Here is a 19,869-nt window from a genome sequence, read left to right as displayed (position 1 = left end):
CGGAAGCGGCGCGCAGCACTACCGCTGCCGCATCCGCGTCGATGCGGATCGGCCACATGCGCCCATCGTCGCGACGACGTGCTCGTGCCCCATGCAGATCGACTGCAAGCACACGGTCGCCACGATCCTCGCGAGCAACCGCTCGGCCGAGGTCGCATCGCGCAGCGAGTCGTCGTGGCGCACCGTCCTGGCGTCCGCCCCGCCCGCGAGCCCCCGCCCCGCGACACCGCTCGCGCTCGGCGTCGAGCTGCGCCAGCGCGTCCGTCGCGGCGCATCCTCGTGGGCGCCGGCCCGCGTCGCGACCGCGACCGCGCGAGGTCTGCACCACAGTGCGGCCGATGTGCTCGTGGGTCTGCGTCCGCTCGAGCGCAGCCCGCGAACGCGCGCCTGGATCAAGGGGACGGTGTCGTGGGACACGCTGCGCCGTCCGATCAGCGCGCACGACCCCGCACAGGCCCGCTGGTTCGCGGAGCTGCACAGCATCGGCCGCGACGTGCGGTCCTTCGGTGCGTTCTCGGACGTCTCGGAGTGGCTCACGCTCGACGACATCGAGTCGAGCCTGCTCTGGGCGCACCTCGCCTCGGGTGTCGAGCACGGCATCCCGCTCGTGCCGACCAAGACCGGTCAGAGCGTCGACCTCGCCCAGACCGCTTCCGTCGTCGTGCGCGCCGAGCGCGTCTCCGGTGCGCTCGAGATCCGGCCGCGGGTCACGATCGACGAGACCGAGGCGGATGCCGCGACCCTTCGGCCGGTCGGACGCTCGGGCCTGTACCGGTTCACGGTGCACGGCGATCGCATCGCACTCACCCTCGCCGCCCTCCCGCTGCCCGATCCGGTGCCCGCGCTCCTCGCCGCGCGGTCGGCGGTGTCGATCCCGGCGCACGAGGCGGACGAGTTCGTGAGCGAGCACCTGGGCAGGATCGCACGTCGCGTCGCCGTCGAGGCGCCCGGCATCCCGATCCCTGCGGCGGTGCGACCGACCCTCGAGGTCGCCGTGCGCTTCGCGCCGTCGGACCGCCTGGACTACGACCTGACGTGGCGGTACGGCCGCGACACGACACTGCCGTGGGATCCCGACACGAGCGAGGAGCGAGACCCGGTCGCCGAGAGCAGCATCCGCGCGCGCGTCGAACAGCTCTGGCAGGACGCGTCTCCCGTCGAGTTCGCACCGTCCGCGTCGCTGGCGGGCGTCGTCGCGGCGGAGTTCTCGTCGAGGCTGCTGCCGCTGCTCGAGGCGGCGGACGACGTCGATGTCGTGATCTCCGGCGAGCGCCCGCGCTACCGCGAACTGTCCGGCGATCCGCGGATCGAGATCACGACCGTGGAGACGACGGAGACCGACTGGTTCGACCTCGGCATCGTCGTGACGATCGACGGGCGACGCATCCCGTTCGGCACCCTGTTCACCGCGATGTCGCGCGGCCGCAAGAAGCTGCTGCTGAGCGACGGTGCGTACTTCTCGCTGTCGCATCCGGCGCTGGACCGTCTGCGCGAGCTGATCGACGAAGCGGGCACGCTCGACGAATGGCAGACGGGGCCGCGGATCAGCCGCTACCAGACGGATCTGTGGTCGGAGTTCGAAGACCTCGCCGACGAGACCGTTCCCGCCACGAGCTGGCGCGCCGCGGCCGAGGGCCTGCGCGACGCCGACGGCGTGCCGTCGGCCGCCCTGCCGCGCGGGCTGAACGCCGAGCTGCGCCCATATCAGCGCGCCGGCTACGACTGGCTCGCGTTCCTGTGGCAGCACCGGCTGGGCGGCATCCTCGCCGATGACATGGGGCTCGGCAAGACGCTGCAGATGCTGGCACTGCTGGCTCACGCGCGCGAATCCGGTGAGACGCGCCCGTTCCTCGTCGTCGCACCGACCTCGGTGCTGTCGACGTGGCGTGACGAAGCGGCTCGGTTCACCCCCGGCCTGCGCGTGCACATCGTCAGCGCGCGGGGGACCGAGGTGGCCGATGCCGCATCCGAGGCCGACGTCATCGTGACCTCGTACACCCTGCTGCGACTCGACGCCGCCGCCTTCACGAGTGTCGATTGGGCGGGAGTCGTGCTCGACGAGGCGCAGTTCGTGAAGAACAGCCAGACGAAGACGCACCGCGTCGCGAAAGAGCTGCGCGCCGACGTCACGTTCGCGATCACGGGCACACCTCTGGAGAACAGCCTCACCGAGCTGTGGGCGCTCCTGTCTCTGACCGCACCCGGCCTTTTCGCCTCGGCGCGCCGATTCCGCGACGAGTACATCGCGCCGATCGAGAAGGGCAAGGTCCCCGACACGCAGGAGGGCGGCCAGTACCGCGCCCGCCGCCTCGCACGGCTGCGACGGCGCATCCGACCCCTCGTGCTGCGCCGCACGAAGGACCTCGTGGCCCCGGAGCTTCCGCCCAAGCAGGAGCAGGAGCTGCGGATCGAGCTCAATGCGGCGCACCGGGCCCTGTACGACACCGTGCTGCAGCGCGAACGGCAGAAGGTGCTCGGACTGCTCGACGACCTCGATCGCAACCGGTTCATCGTGTTCCGCTCGCTCACACTGCTGCGCATGCTGAGCCTGGCTCCCGGGCTCGTCGATCCGGCGCACGCGCACGTCGCGCCGAGCAAGCTCACGGCATTGTTCGAACGCCTCGACGAAGCGGTGGCCGAAGGTCATCGCATCCTGGTCTTCAGTCAGTTCACGTCGTTCCTGCGCCTCGTGGCGCAGCGGCTCGAAGAGCGCGGCATCCGCTTCGCGTATCTCGACGGGTCGACGCGCGATCGAGACGCCGCCGTCGCGGAGTTCCGCCAGGGTGGCGCTGCGGTGTTCCTGATCAGCCTCAAGGCGGGCGGGTTCGGGCTGACACTCACCGAGGCAGACGATGTCTTCCTGCTCGATCCGTGGTGGAACCCTGCCGCCGAAGCGCAGGCGGTCGACCGCGCGCACCGGATCGGGCAGGAGCGCAAGGTCATGGTCTACCGCCTCATCGCCAACGGCACGATCGAAGAGAAGGTCATGGCCTTGCAGCAACGCAAAGCGCGCCTGTTCCGCTCCGTCATGGACGACGACGCCCTGTTCGGCCAGACGCTCGATGCCGACGACATCCGAGCCCTCTTCGACGCGTGAGCCGGTCGGCCCTCGCCTAGACTCGAGGGGTCACACGGGAGGGAATTCATGCGCATCACGGGCCTCGGACACGCCGGAATGTATATCGAGACGGCGGGTGGCAGCATCCTCTGCGATCCGGTCATCGGCCCGAGCTTCTTCGGCTCATGGTTCCCGTTCCCCGACAACCGCGCACTCGACTGGGAGCGCTTCGGCGCCGCGGACTTCCTCTACATCTCGCACCGGCACCGCGACCACTTCGACCCCGCCCTGCTCGAGCGCTACGTGCCGAAGGACATCAGGGTGCTTCTGCCGGAGTACCCGACCGATGACCTCGAGGTCGATCTGAAGAAGCTCGGCTACGACAACATCGTCTACACGCAGGCGGGTGTGCCGCTCGAGTTCGGCGACCTGAAGATCATGGTGACACCCCTGCGCGCCCCGAGCGATGGACCCATCGGCGACTCGTCGCTCTCGGTCGACGACGGCACGGCCAGCATCCTCAATCAGAACGACTCGCACCCCCTCGATCTCGACACGCTGCTGACGTTCTCGAAGCCCGACGCGTACTTCACGCAGGTGTCCGGCGCGATCTGGTGGCCCATGGTCTACGACCTGCCGCAGGATGCCAAGCAGAACTTCGCGAAGCTCAAGCGCGACGCGCAGAACAAGCGCGCGATGTACTACATCGAGAAGGTCGACGCGGCACACGTGTTCCCGATGGCCGGACCGCCCATGTTCTTGCGCGAAGAGCTGTTCCGCTACAACGGCTACGGCACAGAAGACGACTCGATCTTCACCGATCAGCGTCAGTTCCTCGCGCACATGCGCGAGTTGCGGCCCGAGCAGAAGGGCTATGAGTTCGTGCCCGGCACGCAGGTCGACCTGAACCACGGCGAGCTCGTCGTGACGCAGACGCTCTACACGGCTGCCGAGATCGACCGGATCTTCGATGACAAGTGGGCCTACCTCGCCGAACAGCGCGATACGCGTCAGAGCGAAGTCGCGGCCGAAGAGGCGACGCGCGCGGCCGTACTTCCCCCCGCCGAGATGCTCGCCGCGATCAAGGAGTGGTGGGAGCCGCTGCTGCGCCGCGCGCGCACGATCCGCAACGGTGTCGGCGGCAACGTGCGCTTCCGCATCGGTGAACTCGACATGGTGGTGGACTTCCCGAAGGCGAAGGTGCGCGAGTACGACGGCGAAGACTGCGTCTACTGGTACACGATTCCCGCCGACCTCGTCTCGACCAACATCGCCGACCACGAGATCGACTGGTCGAACTCGATCTTCCTCTCGATGCAGTTCGAGGTCGGTCGCAGCGGCAAGTTCAACGAGTTCCTCACCACGTTCCTGAAGTGTCTTTCTCGCGACCGCATCGAGTACGTCGAGAACTGGTACGCCGAGCAGAGCGATCAGACCGAGGATGCGCAGCTCGGCGACTGGATCGTGCAGCGCCGCTGCCCGCATCTGCGCGCCGACCTCACCAAGACCGGCAAGATCGAGGACGGCGTCCTCACGTGCTCGCTGCACGACTGGAAATGGGACCTCGCCACCGGCAAGTGCCTCACGACGCAGGGCCACCCGATACGTGCTCACGAAGCCGAGGGCGCGCTCGCCGCAGGCTGACGACGGGATGCCACTCGCACGAGGCGTCCCGAGACCGGGGCCACAACGATGAGACCGAGCCACGAAAGCCGTGCCGCATCGGCACTCACAACGAGCGCGACAGGCACGGACGCCAGGAAGTAGAGCGGCACGACAAGTGCGTCGAGCAACTGGATCCGATTCAGCCGCGATGGGATCGGGTTTCGCTCGAGACCGCGCGAACGCGCCACCTGGAACATCGCCACCTGCGCAAGCGCGACGGCAGCGACGTTGACGGCGTAGATCGCGGTGGGCAGCGGCAGATCCGTCGTCGCCGCATCGCTGATGCCCTCGGTTGTGAACGGCAGCAGGATGACCAGGCCCGCCGTCGCGAGGTTGACGGCCGTCGTCGGCCCGTCGAGTCCGGACAGACGCCGCACGAGCGTGACATTCACCCGCCAGAACACGACGATCACGACGAAGCTGATCACGAAACCGAGCAGCTGGTCGACGACGTCATCGGTGAAAAGTGTGCGCAGGCTCTGCCAGGCCTCGGGCGCCGGCGCATCGACGTTCGCGACGAGCAGCGTCGCAGCGAACCCGTAGATCGCGTCATAGAACGACAGCCCCCGGTCGAACTCGCTCTCGCCGCGTTCAGCGACGCCCGGACGATCCTGCGCATCGGTGCCCATGACCCCAGCGTGCCAGAGCCCTGTCATCCCGCTAGACTGGCGCGAGTACCCAGCAACCTTTAACACCGTCCTGTGAGGCGGAGAAGGGAGCGGCGGATGAGCACGCGAATCGTGCTGCCTCGTGTCGTCCTGCACAGCGCCGACATCGCCCGCGCTCTGACTCGGATCTCGCACGAGATCCTCGAGTCCAACAAGGGTCCCGAAGACCTCGTCGTCCTCGGCATCCCGACCCGCGGCGTCACGCTCGCCAACCGGATCGGCGGTCTGCTGTCGGAGTTCAGCGGCACGCCGATCCCGATCGGCGCACTCGATGTCACGATGTACCGCGACGACCTGCACCGCAACCCGACGCGCGCCCCCCAGCCGACGCAGATCCCGGCGGGCGGCATCGACGGCAAGGTCGTCGTGCTCGTGGACGACGTGCTGTTCTCGGGCCGCAGCATCCGCGCCGCGCTCGATGCGCTGCAGGACATCGGCCGCCCGTCCGCCGTGCGCCTGGCCACCCTCATCGACCGCGGCCATCGCGAGCTGCCCATCCGCCCGGACTTCGTCGGCAAGAACCTGCCGAGCGCGCGCGACGAGCGCGTCAACGTGCGCCTGGCCGAGACCGACGGCGTCGAAGAGGTGACGATCGAATCATGAGGCACCTCCTCGACACCAAGACCCTCTCGCGGGAGAGTGCGCTGCGCATCCTGGACGTCGCCGAAGACATGTCGGACACGCAGCTCCGCGAAGTCAAGAAGCTGCCGACCCTGCGGGGCAAGACGGTCGTCAACCTCTTCTTCGAAGACTCCACCCGCACCCGCATCTCGTTCGAAGCCGCTGCGAAGCGACTGTCGGCCGATGTCATCAACTTCGCGGCGAAGGGCTCCAGCGTCTCGAAGGGCGAGTCCCTGCAGGACACCGCGCAGACTCTGCAGGCCATGGGCGCGGACGCCGTCGTCATCCGGCACGGGGCCTCGGGCGCGCCGCGGACGCTCGCGACGAGCGGATGGATCACCGCGGGGGTCGTCAATGCCGGCGACGGCACCCACGAGCACCCGACGCAGGCGCTCCTCGATGCGTTCACGATCCGCAAGCGTCACTTCGGCGACGACAGCCGGGGACGCGATCTCGAAGGACTGTCGGTCACGATCGTCGGCGATGTGCTGCACTCGCGCGTCGCGCGGTCGAACGTGTGGCTGCTCGACACCCTCGGCGCCGATGTGACCCTCGTCGCCCCGCCGACACTCGTGCCGCAGGATTCCTCGCAGTGGCCGGCGACGATCCTCTACGACCTCGACGAGGCGATCGCCGCGGCTCCCGACGCGCTCATGATGCTGCGCATCCAGCTGGAGCGGATGAACGCCGCCTATTTTCCGACTGAACGGGAGTATTCACGCCGCTGGGGTCTGGACGCCCGACGGTTGACGGCGCTTCCGGCCGGTAGCATTGTCCTGCACCCCGGACCCATGAACCGGGGGCTGGAGATCTCCGCCGAAGCCGCCGACTCGCCGCGCTCGACGGTGCTCGAGCAGGTCACAAACGGCGTATCGGTCCGCATGGCCGCGCTCTACCTGCTGCTGGCGGGCGAGCGACCCGAACGAGAGCAGAACACGCGATGACTGAGACGTTCCTCATCCGGGGGGCCCGACTCGAAGGCGGGGCCGCCGCCGACATCCTCGTCGAGGATGGCCTTCTCACACAGGTGGGCTCGGACGTCTCGCGCGCCGGGGCCACCGTCGTCGACGCCGACGGCCTCATCGCGCTGCCGGGCCTGGTCGACCTGCACACGCACTTGCGCGAGCCCGGGTACGAAGCCTCCGAGACGATCCTCACCGGGTCGCGCGCCGCCGCGGCCGGCGGCTTCACGGCTGTCTTCGCGATGCCCAACACCTCACCCGTCGCCGACACCGCCGGAGTCGTCGAGCAGGAGCTCGCCCTCGGCGAGGCGGCCGGGTTCGTGACGGTGCAGCCCATCGGGGCGGTCACCGTCGGGCAGAAGGGCGAGCGCCTCGCCGAGCTGGGGGCGATGGCCGACTCCCGCGCTCAGGTGCGCGTCTTCAGCGACGACGGCTTCTGCGTGTGGGATCCGCTGATCATGCGCCGCGCCCTCGAATACGTCAAGGCGTTCGACGGTGTCATCGCGCAGCACGCGCAGGACCCCCGGCTGACCGAGGGCGCTCAGATGAACGAGGGCGTCGTCTCGGCCGAACTGGGCCTGGCCGGCTGGCCCGCCGTCGCCGAGGAGTCGATCATCGCGCGCGACGTGCTCCTGGCCGAGCACGTCGGCTCGCGGCTGCACGTGTGCCACCTGTCGACAGCCGGCTCGGTCGACATCATCCGGTGGGCCAAGAAGCGCGGCATCGACGTGACGGCCGAAGTGACGCCGCACCACCTGCTGCTGACCGACGAACTCGTCCGCGACTACGACGCCCGGTTCAAGGTGAACCCCCCGCTGCGGCGCGAAGAAGACGTCCGCGCCGTGCGCGAAGGACTCGCCGACGGCACGATCGACATCGTCGCGACCGACCACGCACCCCACCCCGCCGAAGCGAAGGCGTGCGAGTGGCAGGCCGCGGCGAACGGCATGGTCGGGCTCGAGAGCGCGCTGCGGGTCGTGCAGCAGACGATGATCGACACGGGGATGCTGGTGTGGAGCGACGTCGCGCGCATCATGTCGCGCGAACCGGCGCGCATCGGCCGGCTCGCGGGCCACGGGACTCCGCTGGCCCCCGGGCACGCGGCATCCCTCACGCTCATCGATCCCGCGCCGATCCGCACCTTCTCGAAGGATGACCTGCGCGGACGCAGCGTCAACTCCCCGTACCTCGGGCGCGAGCTGCCCGGTGAGGTGCGCTGGACGCTGTATCGCGGCACGCCGACCGTCGTCGACGGTGTCGTGCTCGACCGGCCGGGGGAGCGCGCATGACCCGTGAGGGCGCCGTCGCCGTCATGATCGGCGTGGCGGTGTTGATCCTCGCTCTCGCGGCCTTCGCGTGGTGGCGACGCACGCGCCGCGATTCCGGGCTGTCCGCCCCCGTGGCCGAAGCCCCCGCCGGCGCCGAGACGATGAGCGAGTTCCGCTCGCTGTACGTCGCGACGACGAAGCACGGCGAGCCGCTGGAGCGCCTCGCGATCCGCGGTCTGGCGTTCCGCTCGCGCGTCGATGTCACGGTGACGAGCGCCGGCATCGCCCTCGACCTGACCGGCAAGCCCCGCGTGTTCGTGCGCGCCGACCGCATCGATCTCGTGGCGCAGGCCACGGTGACGATCGACCGCGTCGTCGAGCGCGACGGACTCGTCCGCCTCACCTGGCGCCTCGATGACGGCACGGTCGTCGACTCCTACCTCCGACCTCAGGATGCCTCGGCCAGAGCCCTCACCGATGCGATCTCGAGCATCCTCACCCCGACCCAGACGGGAACCGACGCATGACCTTCTTCTCCACCGAACCCGCAGTGCTCGTCCTGGAGGACGGCACGCGCTACGTCGGCCGCGCCTACGGTGCGGTCGGCACGACCCTCGGCGAAGTCGTCTTCGCCACCGGCATGACCGGATACCAGGAGACCCTCACCGACCCGTCGTACGCCGGTCAGATCGTGCTGCAGACCGCGCCGCACATCGGCAACACGGGCGTCAACGCGGAAGACGTCGAGTCGCACCGCATCTGGGTGTCCGGCTACATCGTCCGCGACCCCTCGCGTGTCGTGTCGAACTGGCGCGCCGACGGCTCGCTCGATGACGCCCTCGTCCGCGAAGGCGTCGTCGGGATCAGCGGCGTCGACACGCGCGCCGTGACACGGCACATCCGCGGAGCGGGCAGCATGCGCGGCGGCATCTTCTCGGGGGATGCCGCATCCCTCGAGCCCGACGAGCATCTCCGGCTCATCCGCGAAGCCCCGCGCATGGCCGGGCGCAACCTGTCGGCCGATGTCTCGATCGACGCCGTTCGCGTCGTCGAGGCGACGGGAGAGCGGATCGGCAATCTCGCCGTGCTCGACCTCGGCGTCAAGCAGGCGACGATCCACAACCTCGTCTCGCGCGGCTTCGACGTGCATATCCTTCCGCACGACGTGTCGATCGACGACATCCGCGCCGTCGACCCCGTCGCCGTCTTCTACTCCAACGGGCCGGGCGACCCCGCGGCATCCGACGCGCACGTCGACCTGCTGCGCTCGATCCTCGACGACCGCCTGCCCTTCTTCGGGATCTGCTTCGGCAATCAGCTGCTCGGGCGGGCGCTGGGTCTGGGCACGTACAAGCTGCCGTTCGGCCACCGCGGCATCAACCAGCCCGTGAAGGACAAACTGACCGGGCGCGTGGAGATCACCTCCCACAACCACGGCTTCGCCGTCGACGCTCCCGTCGAGGGCGAGTTCGACAGCCCCCACGGGTACGGCCGCATCGAGGTCAGTCACGTCGGACTCAACGACAACGTCGTCGAGGGACTGCGCGCCCTCGACATCCCGGCCTTCTCGGTGCAGTACCACCCCGAGGCCGCTGCCGGCCCGCACGACGCGAACTACCTGTTCGACCGCTTCCGTGACCTCGTCGTCGCGACCCTTCGACAAGCTCAGGGACCGCGGGAGCAGGAGCAAGGTCAGGGACCGCAGGAGCAGGGGCAAGGTCAGGGACCGCAGGCGCAAGGCCGGGGACCGCAGGAGCAGACTCAGGGATCGAAGGAGAACAATGCCTAAGCGCGACGACATCACGAGCGTCCTCGTCATCGGCTCCGGGCCGATCGTCATCGGGCAGGCGTGCGAGTTCGACTACTCGGGCACGCAGGCCTGTCGCGTGCTGCGCGAAGAGGGAGTGCGGGTCATCCTCGTCAACTCCAACCCCGCGACGATCATGACCGACCCGGACTTCGCCGACGCGACCTACATCGAGCCGATCACGTGGCAGGTCATCGAGACGATCATCGCGAAGGAGCGCCCCGACGCGATCCTTCCGACCCTCGGAGGTCAGACGGCGCTCAACGCGGCGATCGAGCTGCACAACCACGGCATCCTCGAGAAGTACGACATCGAGCTCATCGGCGCGAACTTCGAGGCGATCAACAAGGGCGAGGATCGCCAGATCTTCAAGCAGCTCGTGATCGACGCGGGCGCGGATGTCGCGGCATCGGTCATCTGCCATTCGATGGACGATCTGATCGCCGGCGCCGAGAAGCTCGGCTACCCGCTCGTCGTGCGTCCGTCGTTCACGATGGGCGGCCTGGGATCGGGCTTCGCCTATGACGAAGAGGACCTCCGCCGCATCGGCGGCGCGGGCCTGCACGACTCGCCCACCAACGAGGTGCTCCTGGAGGAGTCGATCCTCGGGTGGAAGGAGTACGAGCTCGAGCTCATGCGCGACACGTCCGACAACACCGTCGTGGTGTGCTCGATCGAGAACGTCGACCCCGTCGGGGTGCACACGGGCGACTCGATCACTGTCGCCCCCGCGCTCACGCTGACCGACCGCGAGTTCCAGAAGCTGCGCGACATCGGCATCGACATCATCCGCGCCGTGGGCGTGGACACCGGCGGCTGCAACATCCAGTTCGCCATCGACCCGCAGACCGGGCGGATCATCGTCATCGAGATGAACCCGCGCGTCTCGCGCTCGTCGGCGCTGGCATCGAAGGCGACGGGCTTTCCGATCGCGAAGATCGCCGCGAAGCTCGCGATCGGCTACCGGCTCGACGAGATCCCCAACGACATCACGAAGGTGACGCCGTCGAGCTTCGAACCGACTCTCGACTACGTCGTGGTGAAGGTGCCGCGGTTCAACTTCGAGAAGTTCCCCGCCGCCGACACGACCTTGACGACCACCATGAAGTCCGTCGGCGAGGCGATGGCGATCGGGCGCAACTACGCCACGGCGCTGCAGAAGGCGCTGCGCTCGCTCGAGAAGCGCGGATCGAGCTTCCACTGGGGCGACGAAGAGCGTTCCGTCGATGAGCTGCTCGAGATCTCGAAGACGCCGACGGACGGTCGGATCGTCGTGCTGCAGCAGGCGCTGCGCAAGGGCGCGACGATCGAGCAGGCCTTCGAGGCGACGAAGATCGACCCGTGGTTCCTGGATCAGATGGTGCTCATCAACGAGGTCGCCGAGTTCGTTCGGCAGGCCCCCGAGCTCGACGTCGCCACGCTGCGTCTGGCGAAGGAGCACGGATTCAGCGATGCCCAGCTCGCGCAGCTGCGCGGCGGGTCCGAAGCCGAGATCCGCGGCATCCGGCACGCGCTGGATGTGCGTCCGGTCTACAAGACGGTCGACACGTGCGCGGGGGAGTTCCCCGCGCTCACGCCCTATCACTACTCGAGCTATGAGGTCGAGACCGAAGTCACGCCGTCTGACCGGCAGAAGGTCGTCATCATCGGCTCGGGCCCCAACCGCATCGGCCAGGGCGTCGAATTCGACTACTCGTGCGTGCATGCGTCCTTCGCCCTCTCCGGCGCGGGATACGAGACCGTCATGGTCAACTGCAACCCCGAGACCGTGTCGACCGACTACGACACGTCCGACCGGCTCTACTTCGAGCCGCTGACGCTCGAGGACGTGCTCGAGGTGCTGCACGCCGAGGCGCAGTCGGGTGAGATCCTCGGCGTCATCTGCCAGCTCGGCGGCCAGACGCCGCTCGGACTGGCGAAGGGCATCGAGGAAGCCGGCTACACGATCCTCGGCACGAGCCCCACCGCGATCGACCTCGCCGAAGAGCGCGAGCTGTTCTCGCGCCTCCTCGACGACGCGGGACTTCTCGCGCCGCGCAGCGGCACGGCGATCGACGCCGACGGCGCCGTGCGCATCGCGGAGGAGATCGGGTACCCCGTGCTCGTACGCCCGAGCTTCGTGCTCGGCGGACGCGGCATGGAGATCGTCTACGACACCGCCGCCCTGCGGGAGTACTTCGTCCGCACGGCTGGCGAGGTCATCGTCGAGGCGGGCAAGCCCCTCCTCGTCGACCGCTTCCTCGACGACGCGATCGAGATCGACGTCGACGCGCTCTACGACGGCACCGAGCTGTACATCGGCGGCGTCATGGAGCACCTCGAAGAGGCCGGCATCCACTCCGGCGACTCATCGTGCACGCTGCCGCCCATCTCGCTCGGTCGCACCGACGTCGACCGCGTGCGTGAGGCGACGCTCGCGATCGCTCAGGGCGTGGGCGTGCGCGGGCTGCTCAACGTGCAGTTCGCGATCTCGGCGGGCGTGCTCTACGTCATCGAGGCCAACCCGCGTGCGAGCCGCACCGTGCCCTTCGTCTCGAAAGCGCTCGGCATCCCGCTGGCCAAGGCCGCCTCGCGCGTCATGGCGGGCACCTCGATCGCCGATCTCAAGGCGGAGGGCCTGCTGCCCGAAGCCGACGGATCGCGCATCCCGCTGGACGCTCCGGTCTCGGTGAAGGAGGCCGTGCTGCCGTTCAAGCGCTTCCGCACGAAGGACGGCAAGACGGTCGACTCCGTGCTGGGGCCGGAGATGCGCTCGACGGGCGAGGTCATGGGCATCGATCGCGATTTCCCGACGGCGTTCGCGAAGTCGCAGGCCGCGGCATACGGCGGCATGCCGCTCGAGGGCACCGTCTTCATCTCGGTCGCCGACAGCGACAAGCGCGCGGTCATCCTGCCCGCGCACCGGCTGCAGGAGCTCGGCTACACACTCGTCGCGACCGAGGGAACCGCCGAGATCCTCGCCCGCAACGGCATCGCCGTGACGGTCGTCGCGAAGTACAGCGAGACGCACGACGGTGGAGAGACCAACATCGTCGACCTCATCAACGACGGCACCATCGACATCATCGTCAACACGCCCTCGGGCGGAACGGCCCGCGCCGACGGGTACGAGATCCGCGCGGCGGCGGTCGCCGGAGACAAGGCGCTCTTCACGACGATGGCCGTTCTCGGCGCAGCCGTGAGCGGGATGTCGACGCTGCGCAAGGGTTTCGACGTGAAGAGCCTGCAGGAGTACGCCGCGGACCGGGCAGCGCGCACGTGACATCCTTCGGCGCGCGGCTTCGCGCAGCGCTCGACGCGTACGGACCGCTGTGCGTCGGCATCGACCCCCACGAGCACCTGCTCGCCGAATGGGGGATGGATGCCGGCGCGCGCGGCCTGCGTGACTTCGGGCTGCGTGTCGTCGAGGCCGCGGCAGGACGCGTCGGCGTCGTGAAGCCCCAGGTCGCCTTCTTCGAGCGCTGGGGATCGGCGGGGTTCGCCGCTCTCGAAGACGTGCTGGCCGCCGCGCGCGCGGCGGGGCTGATCGTGATCGCCGACGCCAAGCGCGGCGACATCGGCTCGACGATGGCCGGCTACGCCGCCGCGTGGCTCACGCCGGGTGCTCCGCTGGAAGCGGATGCTGTCACGGTGAGCCCGTATCTCGGACCCGAGTCGCTGCGCGAGACGCTCGCGACGGCGGTCCGTGCGGGCAAGGGCGTCTTCGTTCTCGCCGCGACGAGCAACCCCGAAGCGGCGGCGCTGCAGACCGCACGCACGGTCGACGTCGCGTCGGCCGACGACCAGACCGTCGCAGCGCGCGTCGCACGCGACATCGCGTGGGTCAACGGATCGGCGGCGTTCGCCGGCGACCTCGGACCGGCCGGTCTCGTCATCGGGGCGACCGTCGACCGGCTCGAGTTCGGATTGACCGACGACGCGCTCACCGCATGCCCCATCCTCGCTCCGGGCTTCGGTGCACAGGGTGCGCAGCCGGCCGAGCTGACGTCGCTCTTCGGGGCGGTCGCGCGCAACGTCGTCGCGTCCGAGAGCCGCAGCATCCTCTCGGCGGGTCCCGATGTTCTGACGGCGCGCATCACAGAGCGCGCGGCGTTGTACCGTAGTGGTTCCGATGGCTGATTCACGTACCCCTCCCGAGGTCGACCGCGTCGCGGCATCCCGCCGCGCGGTCGCTGCGCGCCGCGAACGCGCCGCTCTCAAGCACGACGTCACGATGCGCGTCATCACCCCGCAAGAGCTGCTGCGCCGCGCGCTCGCGAAGCCCGAGACACCGGCGGGCGCGATGCGCGTGACCGAGTTCCTCACGTGCATCCCGGCGATCGGCGAGGGCAAGCGGGACCGCATCCTCGCCGAGCTCGGCATCTCGCCCGTCAAGCGTCTCGGCGGGCTCGGCGCGCGTCAGCGCGCTGTCCTGCTGCGCTTCCTCGACGAGAGGCGGCCCGAGCGCGCCCCCCGCGCCGGCCGCAGCCGGCTGCTCGTGCTCGCGGGTCCCACGGCGGTCGGCAAGGGAACCGTCGCGGCGCACATCAAGGAGCACCACCCCGAGATCATGCTCTCGGTCTCGGCGACGACGCGCGCACCGCGGCCCGGCGAGATCGAGGGCGAGCACTACTTCTTCGTCGACGACGCCGAATTCGATCGCATGATCGCCGCGGGCGACCTGCTCGAGCACGCGACCGTGCACAACCGGCACCGCTACGGCACGCCGCGTGCACCGATCGACGCGGCACTGGCCGAAGGCCGGACGGTGCTGCTCGAGATCGATCTGCAGGGCGCGCGCCAGGTGCGCGCCGCCGAGCCCGCGGCGACCCTCGTGTTCCTGTTGCCGCCGAGCTGGGACGAACTGGTCGACAGGCTCGTCGGTCGCGGCACGGAGGGTCCCGAGGAGCGCGCCAGGCGACTCAAGACCGCCCGTGTCGAACTGGCCTCGCAGGACGAGTTCGATTACCGCGTCGTGAACGACGACGTCGCGCGTGCCGCCCGCGAAGTCGCGGCACTCGCCCGGGTCTGACCGCGCTCGACGGATCGCCTGTCCGGGGGGAACGCCTGTTCCGGATGCCCCTTCGTTGCAGAACATTACGCTCGGCTTCGTTCCGGGGGCCGCCTCAGAAACGATGAGTGCATGTCCAGCACTCTGCTCGCGCCTCCCGCAGCGTCCGCCCCGGCGGTGGACCGCGCTCCGGCCGTCCGTCTCGAGGGTGTGGGGCGAGCCTTCGCAGGACGCGGCGGGCAGCGCACCGTACTGCGCGACGTCGATCTCGAACTCGTCGACGGCGAGATCCTCGCGATCGTCGGTCCCTCCGGCTGCGGCAAGTCGACGCTGCTGCGCCTCATCGGCGCCCTCGACGCGCCGACCGCGGGCGGGGTCGACGTCGGCGGCACGACCGCCGTCGCCTTCCAGGAGCCGCGACTGCTGCCGTGGCGCACCCTCGCGCAGAACGTCGCACTCGGCCTGCCGCGCGGCATCGACAAGCGCGCCGGACGCGACCGCGTCGCCGAGCTGCTGACCCTCGTCGGCCTCGAGCACGCGGCGCACCAGCGCCCGCGCGAGGTCTCCGGCGGCATGGCGCAGCGCGCGTCGCTCGCCCGCGCTCTGGCCCGGGGGCCCGAAGTGCTGCTGCTGGATGAGCCGTTCGGCGCTCTGGACGCGCTGACCCGCCTGCGCATGCAGGACCTGCTTCTCGACGTGCACGCCGCCGTGCCCACGACCGTCGTGCTCGTGACCCACGACGTCGAAGAAGCCCTGTATCTCGCCGACCGCGTGCTGCTGCTGCGCGCCGTCGACCCGAGTGCCGACGCCCGCGACGCTTCGATCGCCCGCACGATCACGGTCCCCGGACTTCGACCGCGAGACCGCTCCGAGCGAGCACTGACCGACCTGCGCGCCGAGCTGCTCGAGGGCCTCGGCGTCGACACGCACCACACCCGCACTCAGGAGACCCGATGAACCGTCCGCTGCGCCGCATCCTTCCCGTCCTCGCCGTCACCGGCGTCATCATGCTCGGTGCGGCGGGATGCGTCGCCGGTGAGAACGCCTCGGCGGCACCCGCGCCGGCGGGGGAGGGCGAGTGGTCGACCGACACGCTCACGATCGACTTCGCGACATATAACCCCCTGAGTCTCGTCATCAGGGAGCAGGGGCTCATCGAAGAGGCGCTCGGCGATTCGGTCGCCGTCGAGTGGGTGCAGTCCGCCGGCTCGAACAAGGCGAACGAACTGCTGCGCGCCGGGTCGATCGACGTCGGCTCGACGGCGGGCTCCGCCGCGCTCCTCGCGAAGGCGAACGGTTCGCCGATCCAGGTCATCGACATCTACTCGCAGCCGGAGTGGGCAGCGATCGTCGTGCCGGAAGGCAGCGACATCACGTCGGTCGCCGACCTGAAGGGGCAGTCCGTCGCCGCGACGATCGGCACCGACCCGTACTTCTTCCTGCTGCAGGCGCTCGAGACCGAGGGTCTCACGGTCGAGGACGTCGAGGTGCAGAACCTGCAGCACGCCGACGGCTGGGCCGCTCTCGATGCGGGATCGGTCGCCGCGTGGTCGGGCCTGGATCCGATCATGGCGGCCGCCGAAGTCGATGCGGGGGCGCAGCTGGTCTACCGCAACGTCGACTTCAACACCTACGGGTTCCTCAACGCGACCGAGGACTTCATCACGAACCACCCCGACCTCGCGCAGGTCGTCGTGAACGCCTACGAAGAGGCGCGCGTGTGGGCACTGGCCAATCCTGACGAGACGGCGGCTCTGCTCGCCGAGGTCGCCGGCATCGACCTCGCCGTCGCCGAGACGGTCATCCAGGAGCGCTCGAACCTCGACGTGAGCGGCATCCCGGGCGCTGCCCAGCTCGCGGTCCTCGAGAAGATCGCGCCCGTGCTGGTGGACTCCGACGCCGTCCAGGGCGGCGAGCAGGCCGTCTCCGACGCCCTCGCGACGATCATCAACGCGACATTCGCCGAACAAGCAGTGAACGCGCGATGACCACGCTCACCGCGGCGGACACCGACACGGGCACGCCCACGGCGCGCTCGCTGTGGGATCGCCGCGCCGTGCGCATCGCGGGTGGCTTCGTCGTTCCGATCGCCCTGCTGGCGCTGTGGCAGGCGGTCACCGTGACGGGCATCCTTCCGCCGCACCGGCTGCCGGCGCCCGCGACGGTCTTCCAGGCCGCCGTCGAGATGCTCGACAGCGGCGTGCTCTGGCTGCACATCGCCATCTCGGTGCAGCGCGTGCTGATCGGCTTCGCGATCGGGTCCGTCGTCGGGCTCGTCGCGGCGGCGTTCGTCGGCCTCACGCGGGCGGGCGACGTGCTGCTGAGTCCGACGCTCGCCGCCTTCCGCGCGATCCCCTCGCTCGCCCTCGTTCCGCTGCTGCTGCTGTGGATGGGGATCGGCGAAGACTCCAAGGTCGCCCTCATCGCGATCGGCGCGTTCTTCCCCATCTTCACGACCGTCGGCTCGGCCCTGCGCCACGTCGACCCGCACCTGGTCGAGATGGGTCGCTCGTTCGGTCTGCGCGGGTGGGACCTGCTGCGCCTCGTGCAGCTGCCCGCCGTCGTGCCCTCGATCATCTCCGGGCTGCGACTGGCGATGGCACAGGCATGGCTCTTCCTCGTCGCCGCGGAGCTGATCGCCGCGTCGATGGGCCTGGGGTTCCTGCTGACCGAATCGCAGAGCACGGGCCGCGTCGACCGCATCCTGCTCGCGATCGTGCTGCTGGCGCTGCTGGGCACCCTCACCAACGGCATCCTCAGCGTCGTCCAGAAGCACCTGCTGAAGAAATGGGCGTGAGATGACCGCCGAGACCCGCCTGGTCGAACGGCGCACCTATCCGCCCGACGACGCGTTCCGCGCGCAGGCCAACGTGGGCGACGAGGCCTACGCCCGCGCCGCCGCCGACCCCACCGCCTTCTGGGAGGATGCCGCGCGCCGGCTGACGTGGCAGCAGCCGTGGCACACGGCCCTCGAGTGGGAGCCACCGGTGACCCGCGCCGACGGCACCCTCTCGGTCCCCGCCGCCCGCTGGTTCGCCGGCGGGCGGCTCAACGTCGCCTACAACTGCGTCGACCGGCACGTCGAGGCCGGTCGCGGCGAGCGCGTCGCCCTGCATTTCGAAGGCGAGCCGGGCGACCGCACGAGCGTCACGTACGCCGATCTGCAGCGACGGGTCTCCCGCGCGGCCAACGCACTGCGGGACCTGGGCATCGAGCCGAGGGACCGGGTCGTGGTGTATCTGCCCGTCCTGATCGAGACCGTCGTGATCGCTCTCGCGTGCGCGCGCATCGGCGCCGTGCATTCGCTCGTCTTCGGCGGTTTCTCGTCAGAGGCCGTGCGCTTCCGCCTGCAGGACACCCGCGCGGCGCTCCTGGTCACATCCGACGGCCAGTTCCGCCGCGGATCCGCCGTCGAGGTGAAGTCCGCCGCCGACGCGGCCGCCGACGGTCTCGACCACGTGCGGCACGTCCTCACGGTTCGCCGCACGGGGCAGGACGTGCCGTGGACGGCGGGCCGCGACGTGTGGTGGCACGATGTCGTCGACACCGCGAGCGACCGCCACGACGCGGTGGCGTTCGAGGCGGAGCATCCGCTGTTCATCATCTACACCTCCGGTACGACGGGGCGACCCAAGGGCCTCGTGCACACGTCGGGCGGATATCTCGCGCACGCGAGCTGGGCCCACTGGGCGCACTTCGACGCCAAGCCCGACGACGTGCACTGGTGCACCGCGGATCTCGCATGGGTCACGGCGCACACCTACGAGCTGTACGGGCCGCTGTCGAACGGTCTGACGCAGGTCATCTACGAGGGCACACCGGATGCACCGCACCGCGAGCGGCATCTCGAGATCATCCAGCGCTACGGGGTCACGGTCTACTACACCGCGCCCACGCTCATCCGCACCTTCATGACGTGGTTCGGCGATGACCTGCCGGCGGGGCACGACCTGTCGTCGCTGCGCCTGCTCGGCACGGTCGGCGAAGCGATCAACCCCGAGGCCTGGGTGTGGTTCCGGCGCACGTTCGGCCGTGACGAGGTGCCCGTCGTAGACACGTGGTGGCAATCCGAGACGGGTGCCGCGATGATCGCCCCGCTGCCCGGCGCGACGACGCTCAAGCCGGGATCGGCGACGGTGCCGCTGCCGGGGATCGACGCGGCCGTCGTCGATGACGCGGGAGAACCGGTGACGCCGGGCGCGTCGGGCACGCTCGTCGTGCGACGGCCGTGGCCCGGTATGGCGCGCACCGTGTGGGGCGATCCCGAGCGGTATCGCGACTCGTACTGGGCGCGCTTCGCGGGACACGGCGCGCACGGCGGCTACTACGTCGCCGGTGACGGCGCGACGGTCGACGACGACGGGCACGTCTGGATCCTCGGTCGCCTCGACGACGTCGTGAACGTGTCGGGACACCGTCTGTCGACGATCGAGATCGAGTCCGCCCTCGTCGCGCAGCGCGCGGTCGGCGAAGCGGGCGCGACGGCCGTCGACGATCCCGTCACCGGTCACGCCGTGGCCGCCTTCGTCGTGCCGTCCGGCAGCGGCGGTCTCGACGCCGCAGAGCTGCGCGACGGCGTCGCACGGCGGATCGGACCGGTCGCGAAGCCACGCCACGTCTACGTCGTCGCCGAACTGCCCAAGACGCGCTCGGGCAAGATCCTGCGCCGCCTCCTCGCCCAGCTGTGGCAGGCTGAGCGGGACCGCCGGGCCGGTCGCGCCCCCGCCTCCCTCGGCGACACCACCTCGCTGCAGAACCCCTGGACCGTCGAGCAGATCGCCGACGTGCTCGCCGATGCGTGACCGCCGTCGCGCCCGCACACCGAGAGAA

Annotated in this window: 15 protein-coding genes; 14 read left to right on the top strand and 1 reads right to left on the bottom strand. The window is 69.7% G+C overall.

All coding sequences use genetic code 11. The features are described from left to right. The first annotated feature begins 91 nt into the window (after positions 1-91). Together ACWICD_RS08115 and ACWICD_RS08110 are read left to right on the top strand one after the other, a co-directional pair. Positions 92-3,097: a DEAD/DEAH box helicase gene (locus ACWICD_RS08115; protein WP_454139904.1), complete on the top strand. Its 3,006-nt coding sequence runs from the start codon at positions 92-94 to the stop codon at positions 3,095-3,097. Positions 3,098-3,145: 48 nt separating this feature from the next. After that, entirely contained in the window at positions 3,146-4,702 is a 1,557-nt protein-coding gene (locus tag ACWICD_RS08110; protein WP_376125941.1) for a Rieske 2Fe-2S domain-containing protein, read from the top strand. On the opposite strand, the gene ACWICD_RS08105 is transcribed toward ACWICD_RS08110, so the two are convergent. Next, a complete protein-coding gene (locus tag ACWICD_RS08105; RefSeq protein WP_454139880.1) occupies positions 4,669-5,352 on the bottom strand; it encodes a TMEM175 family protein in 684 nt (227 codons plus the stop codon). The two genes, ACWICD_RS08110 and ACWICD_RS08105, sit on opposite strands and share 34 nt — an antisense overlap. Positions 5,353-5,448: 96 nt before the next feature. Between ACWICD_RS08105 and pyrR the strand changes: the two genes are divergently transcribed. From pyrR to acs, 12 genes are all read left to right on the top strand, one after another. After that, on the top strand, positions 5,449-5,994 hold the full coding sequence (pyrR, locus tag ACWICD_RS08100; RefSeq protein ID WP_376125947.1) for a bifunctional pyr operon transcriptional regulator/uracil phosphoribosyltransferase PyrR: 546 nt from the start codon (positions 5,449-5,451) through the stop codon (positions 5,992-5,994). After that, entirely contained in the window at positions 5,991-6,956 is a 966-nt protein-coding gene (locus ACWICD_RS08095) for an aspartate carbamoyltransferase catalytic subunit (protein WP_376125950.1), read from the top strand. The genes pyrR and ACWICD_RS08095 overlap by 4 nt, the downstream gene beginning before the upstream one ends. Beyond that, complete coding sequence (locus ACWICD_RS08090; protein ID WP_454139879.1) at positions 6,953-8,263, top strand: dihydroorotase; 1,311 nt, start codon at positions 6,953-6,955, stop codon at positions 8,261-8,263. The genes ACWICD_RS08095 and ACWICD_RS08090 overlap by 4 nt, the downstream gene beginning before the upstream one ends. Continuing rightward, on the top strand, positions 8,260-8,769 hold the full coding sequence (locus ACWICD_RS08085; RefSeq protein WP_454139878.1) for a PH-like domain-containing protein: 510 nt from the start codon (positions 8,260-8,262) through the stop codon (positions 8,767-8,769). Before ACWICD_RS08090 ends, ACWICD_RS08085 begins: the two co-directional genes overlap by 4 nt. Beyond that, on the top strand, positions 8,766-10,031 hold the full coding sequence (gene carA, locus ACWICD_RS08080) for a glutamine-hydrolyzing carbamoyl-phosphate synthase small subunit (RefSeq protein WP_454139877.1): 1,266 nt from the start codon (positions 8,766-8,768) through the stop codon (positions 10,029-10,031). Before ACWICD_RS08085 ends, carA begins: the two co-directional genes overlap by 4 nt. Next, complete coding sequence (gene carB / locus ACWICD_RS08075) at positions 10,024-13,311, top strand: carbamoyl-phosphate synthase large subunit (RefSeq protein ID WP_376125961.1); 3,288 nt, start codon at positions 10,024-10,026, stop codon at positions 13,309-13,311. Before carA ends, carB begins: the two co-directional genes overlap by 8 nt. After that, on the top strand, positions 13,308-14,168 hold the full coding sequence (pyrF, locus tag ACWICD_RS08070; protein WP_376125964.1) for an orotidine-5'-phosphate decarboxylase: 861 nt from the start codon (positions 13,308-13,310) through the stop codon (positions 14,166-14,168). The genes carB and pyrF overlap by 4 nt, the downstream gene beginning before the upstream one ends. Then, complete coding sequence (gene gmk / locus ACWICD_RS08065; RefSeq protein WP_454139876.1) at positions 14,161-15,060, top strand: guanylate kinase; 900 nt, start codon at positions 14,161-14,163, stop codon at positions 15,058-15,060. Before pyrF ends, gmk begins: the two co-directional genes overlap by 8 nt. Before the next feature lie 111 nt (positions 15,061-15,171). Continuing rightward, positions 15,172-15,996 carry an ABC transporter ATP-binding protein gene (locus ACWICD_RS08060; protein WP_454139875.1) on the top strand — a complete coding sequence of 275 codons (825 nt, stop codon included), beginning with the start codon at positions 15,172-15,174 and terminating at the stop codon, positions 15,994-15,996. Continuing rightward, positions 15,993-17,027, top strand: a complete 1,035-nt coding sequence (locus ACWICD_RS08055) for an aliphatic sulfonate ABC transporter substrate-binding protein (protein ID WP_454139874.1) — start codon at positions 15,993-15,995, stop codon at positions 17,025-17,027. Before ACWICD_RS08060 ends, ACWICD_RS08055 begins: the two co-directional genes overlap by 4 nt. After that, positions 17,024-17,836, top strand: coding sequence for an ABC transporter permease (locus ACWICD_RS08050; RefSeq protein WP_454139873.1), 813 nt, complete (start codon positions 17,024-17,026; stop codon positions 17,834-17,836). The genes ACWICD_RS08055 and ACWICD_RS08050 overlap by 4 nt, the downstream gene beginning before the upstream one ends. A gap of 1 nt (position 17,837) precedes the next feature. Further along, positions 17,838-19,841 carry an acetate--CoA ligase gene (gene acs, locus ACWICD_RS08045; protein ID WP_454139872.1) on the top strand — a complete coding sequence of 668 codons (2,004 nt, stop codon included), beginning with the start codon at positions 17,838-17,840 and terminating at the stop codon, positions 19,839-19,841. The last annotated feature ends 28 nt before the right edge of the window (positions 19,842-19,869 follow it).

It is taken from the genome of Microbacterium sp. NPDC055357 (assembly GCF_053644835.1).
The sequence above is the reverse complement of the archived record's forward strand: the minus strand, read 5'-3'. Positions and strand labels throughout refer to the sequence as shown.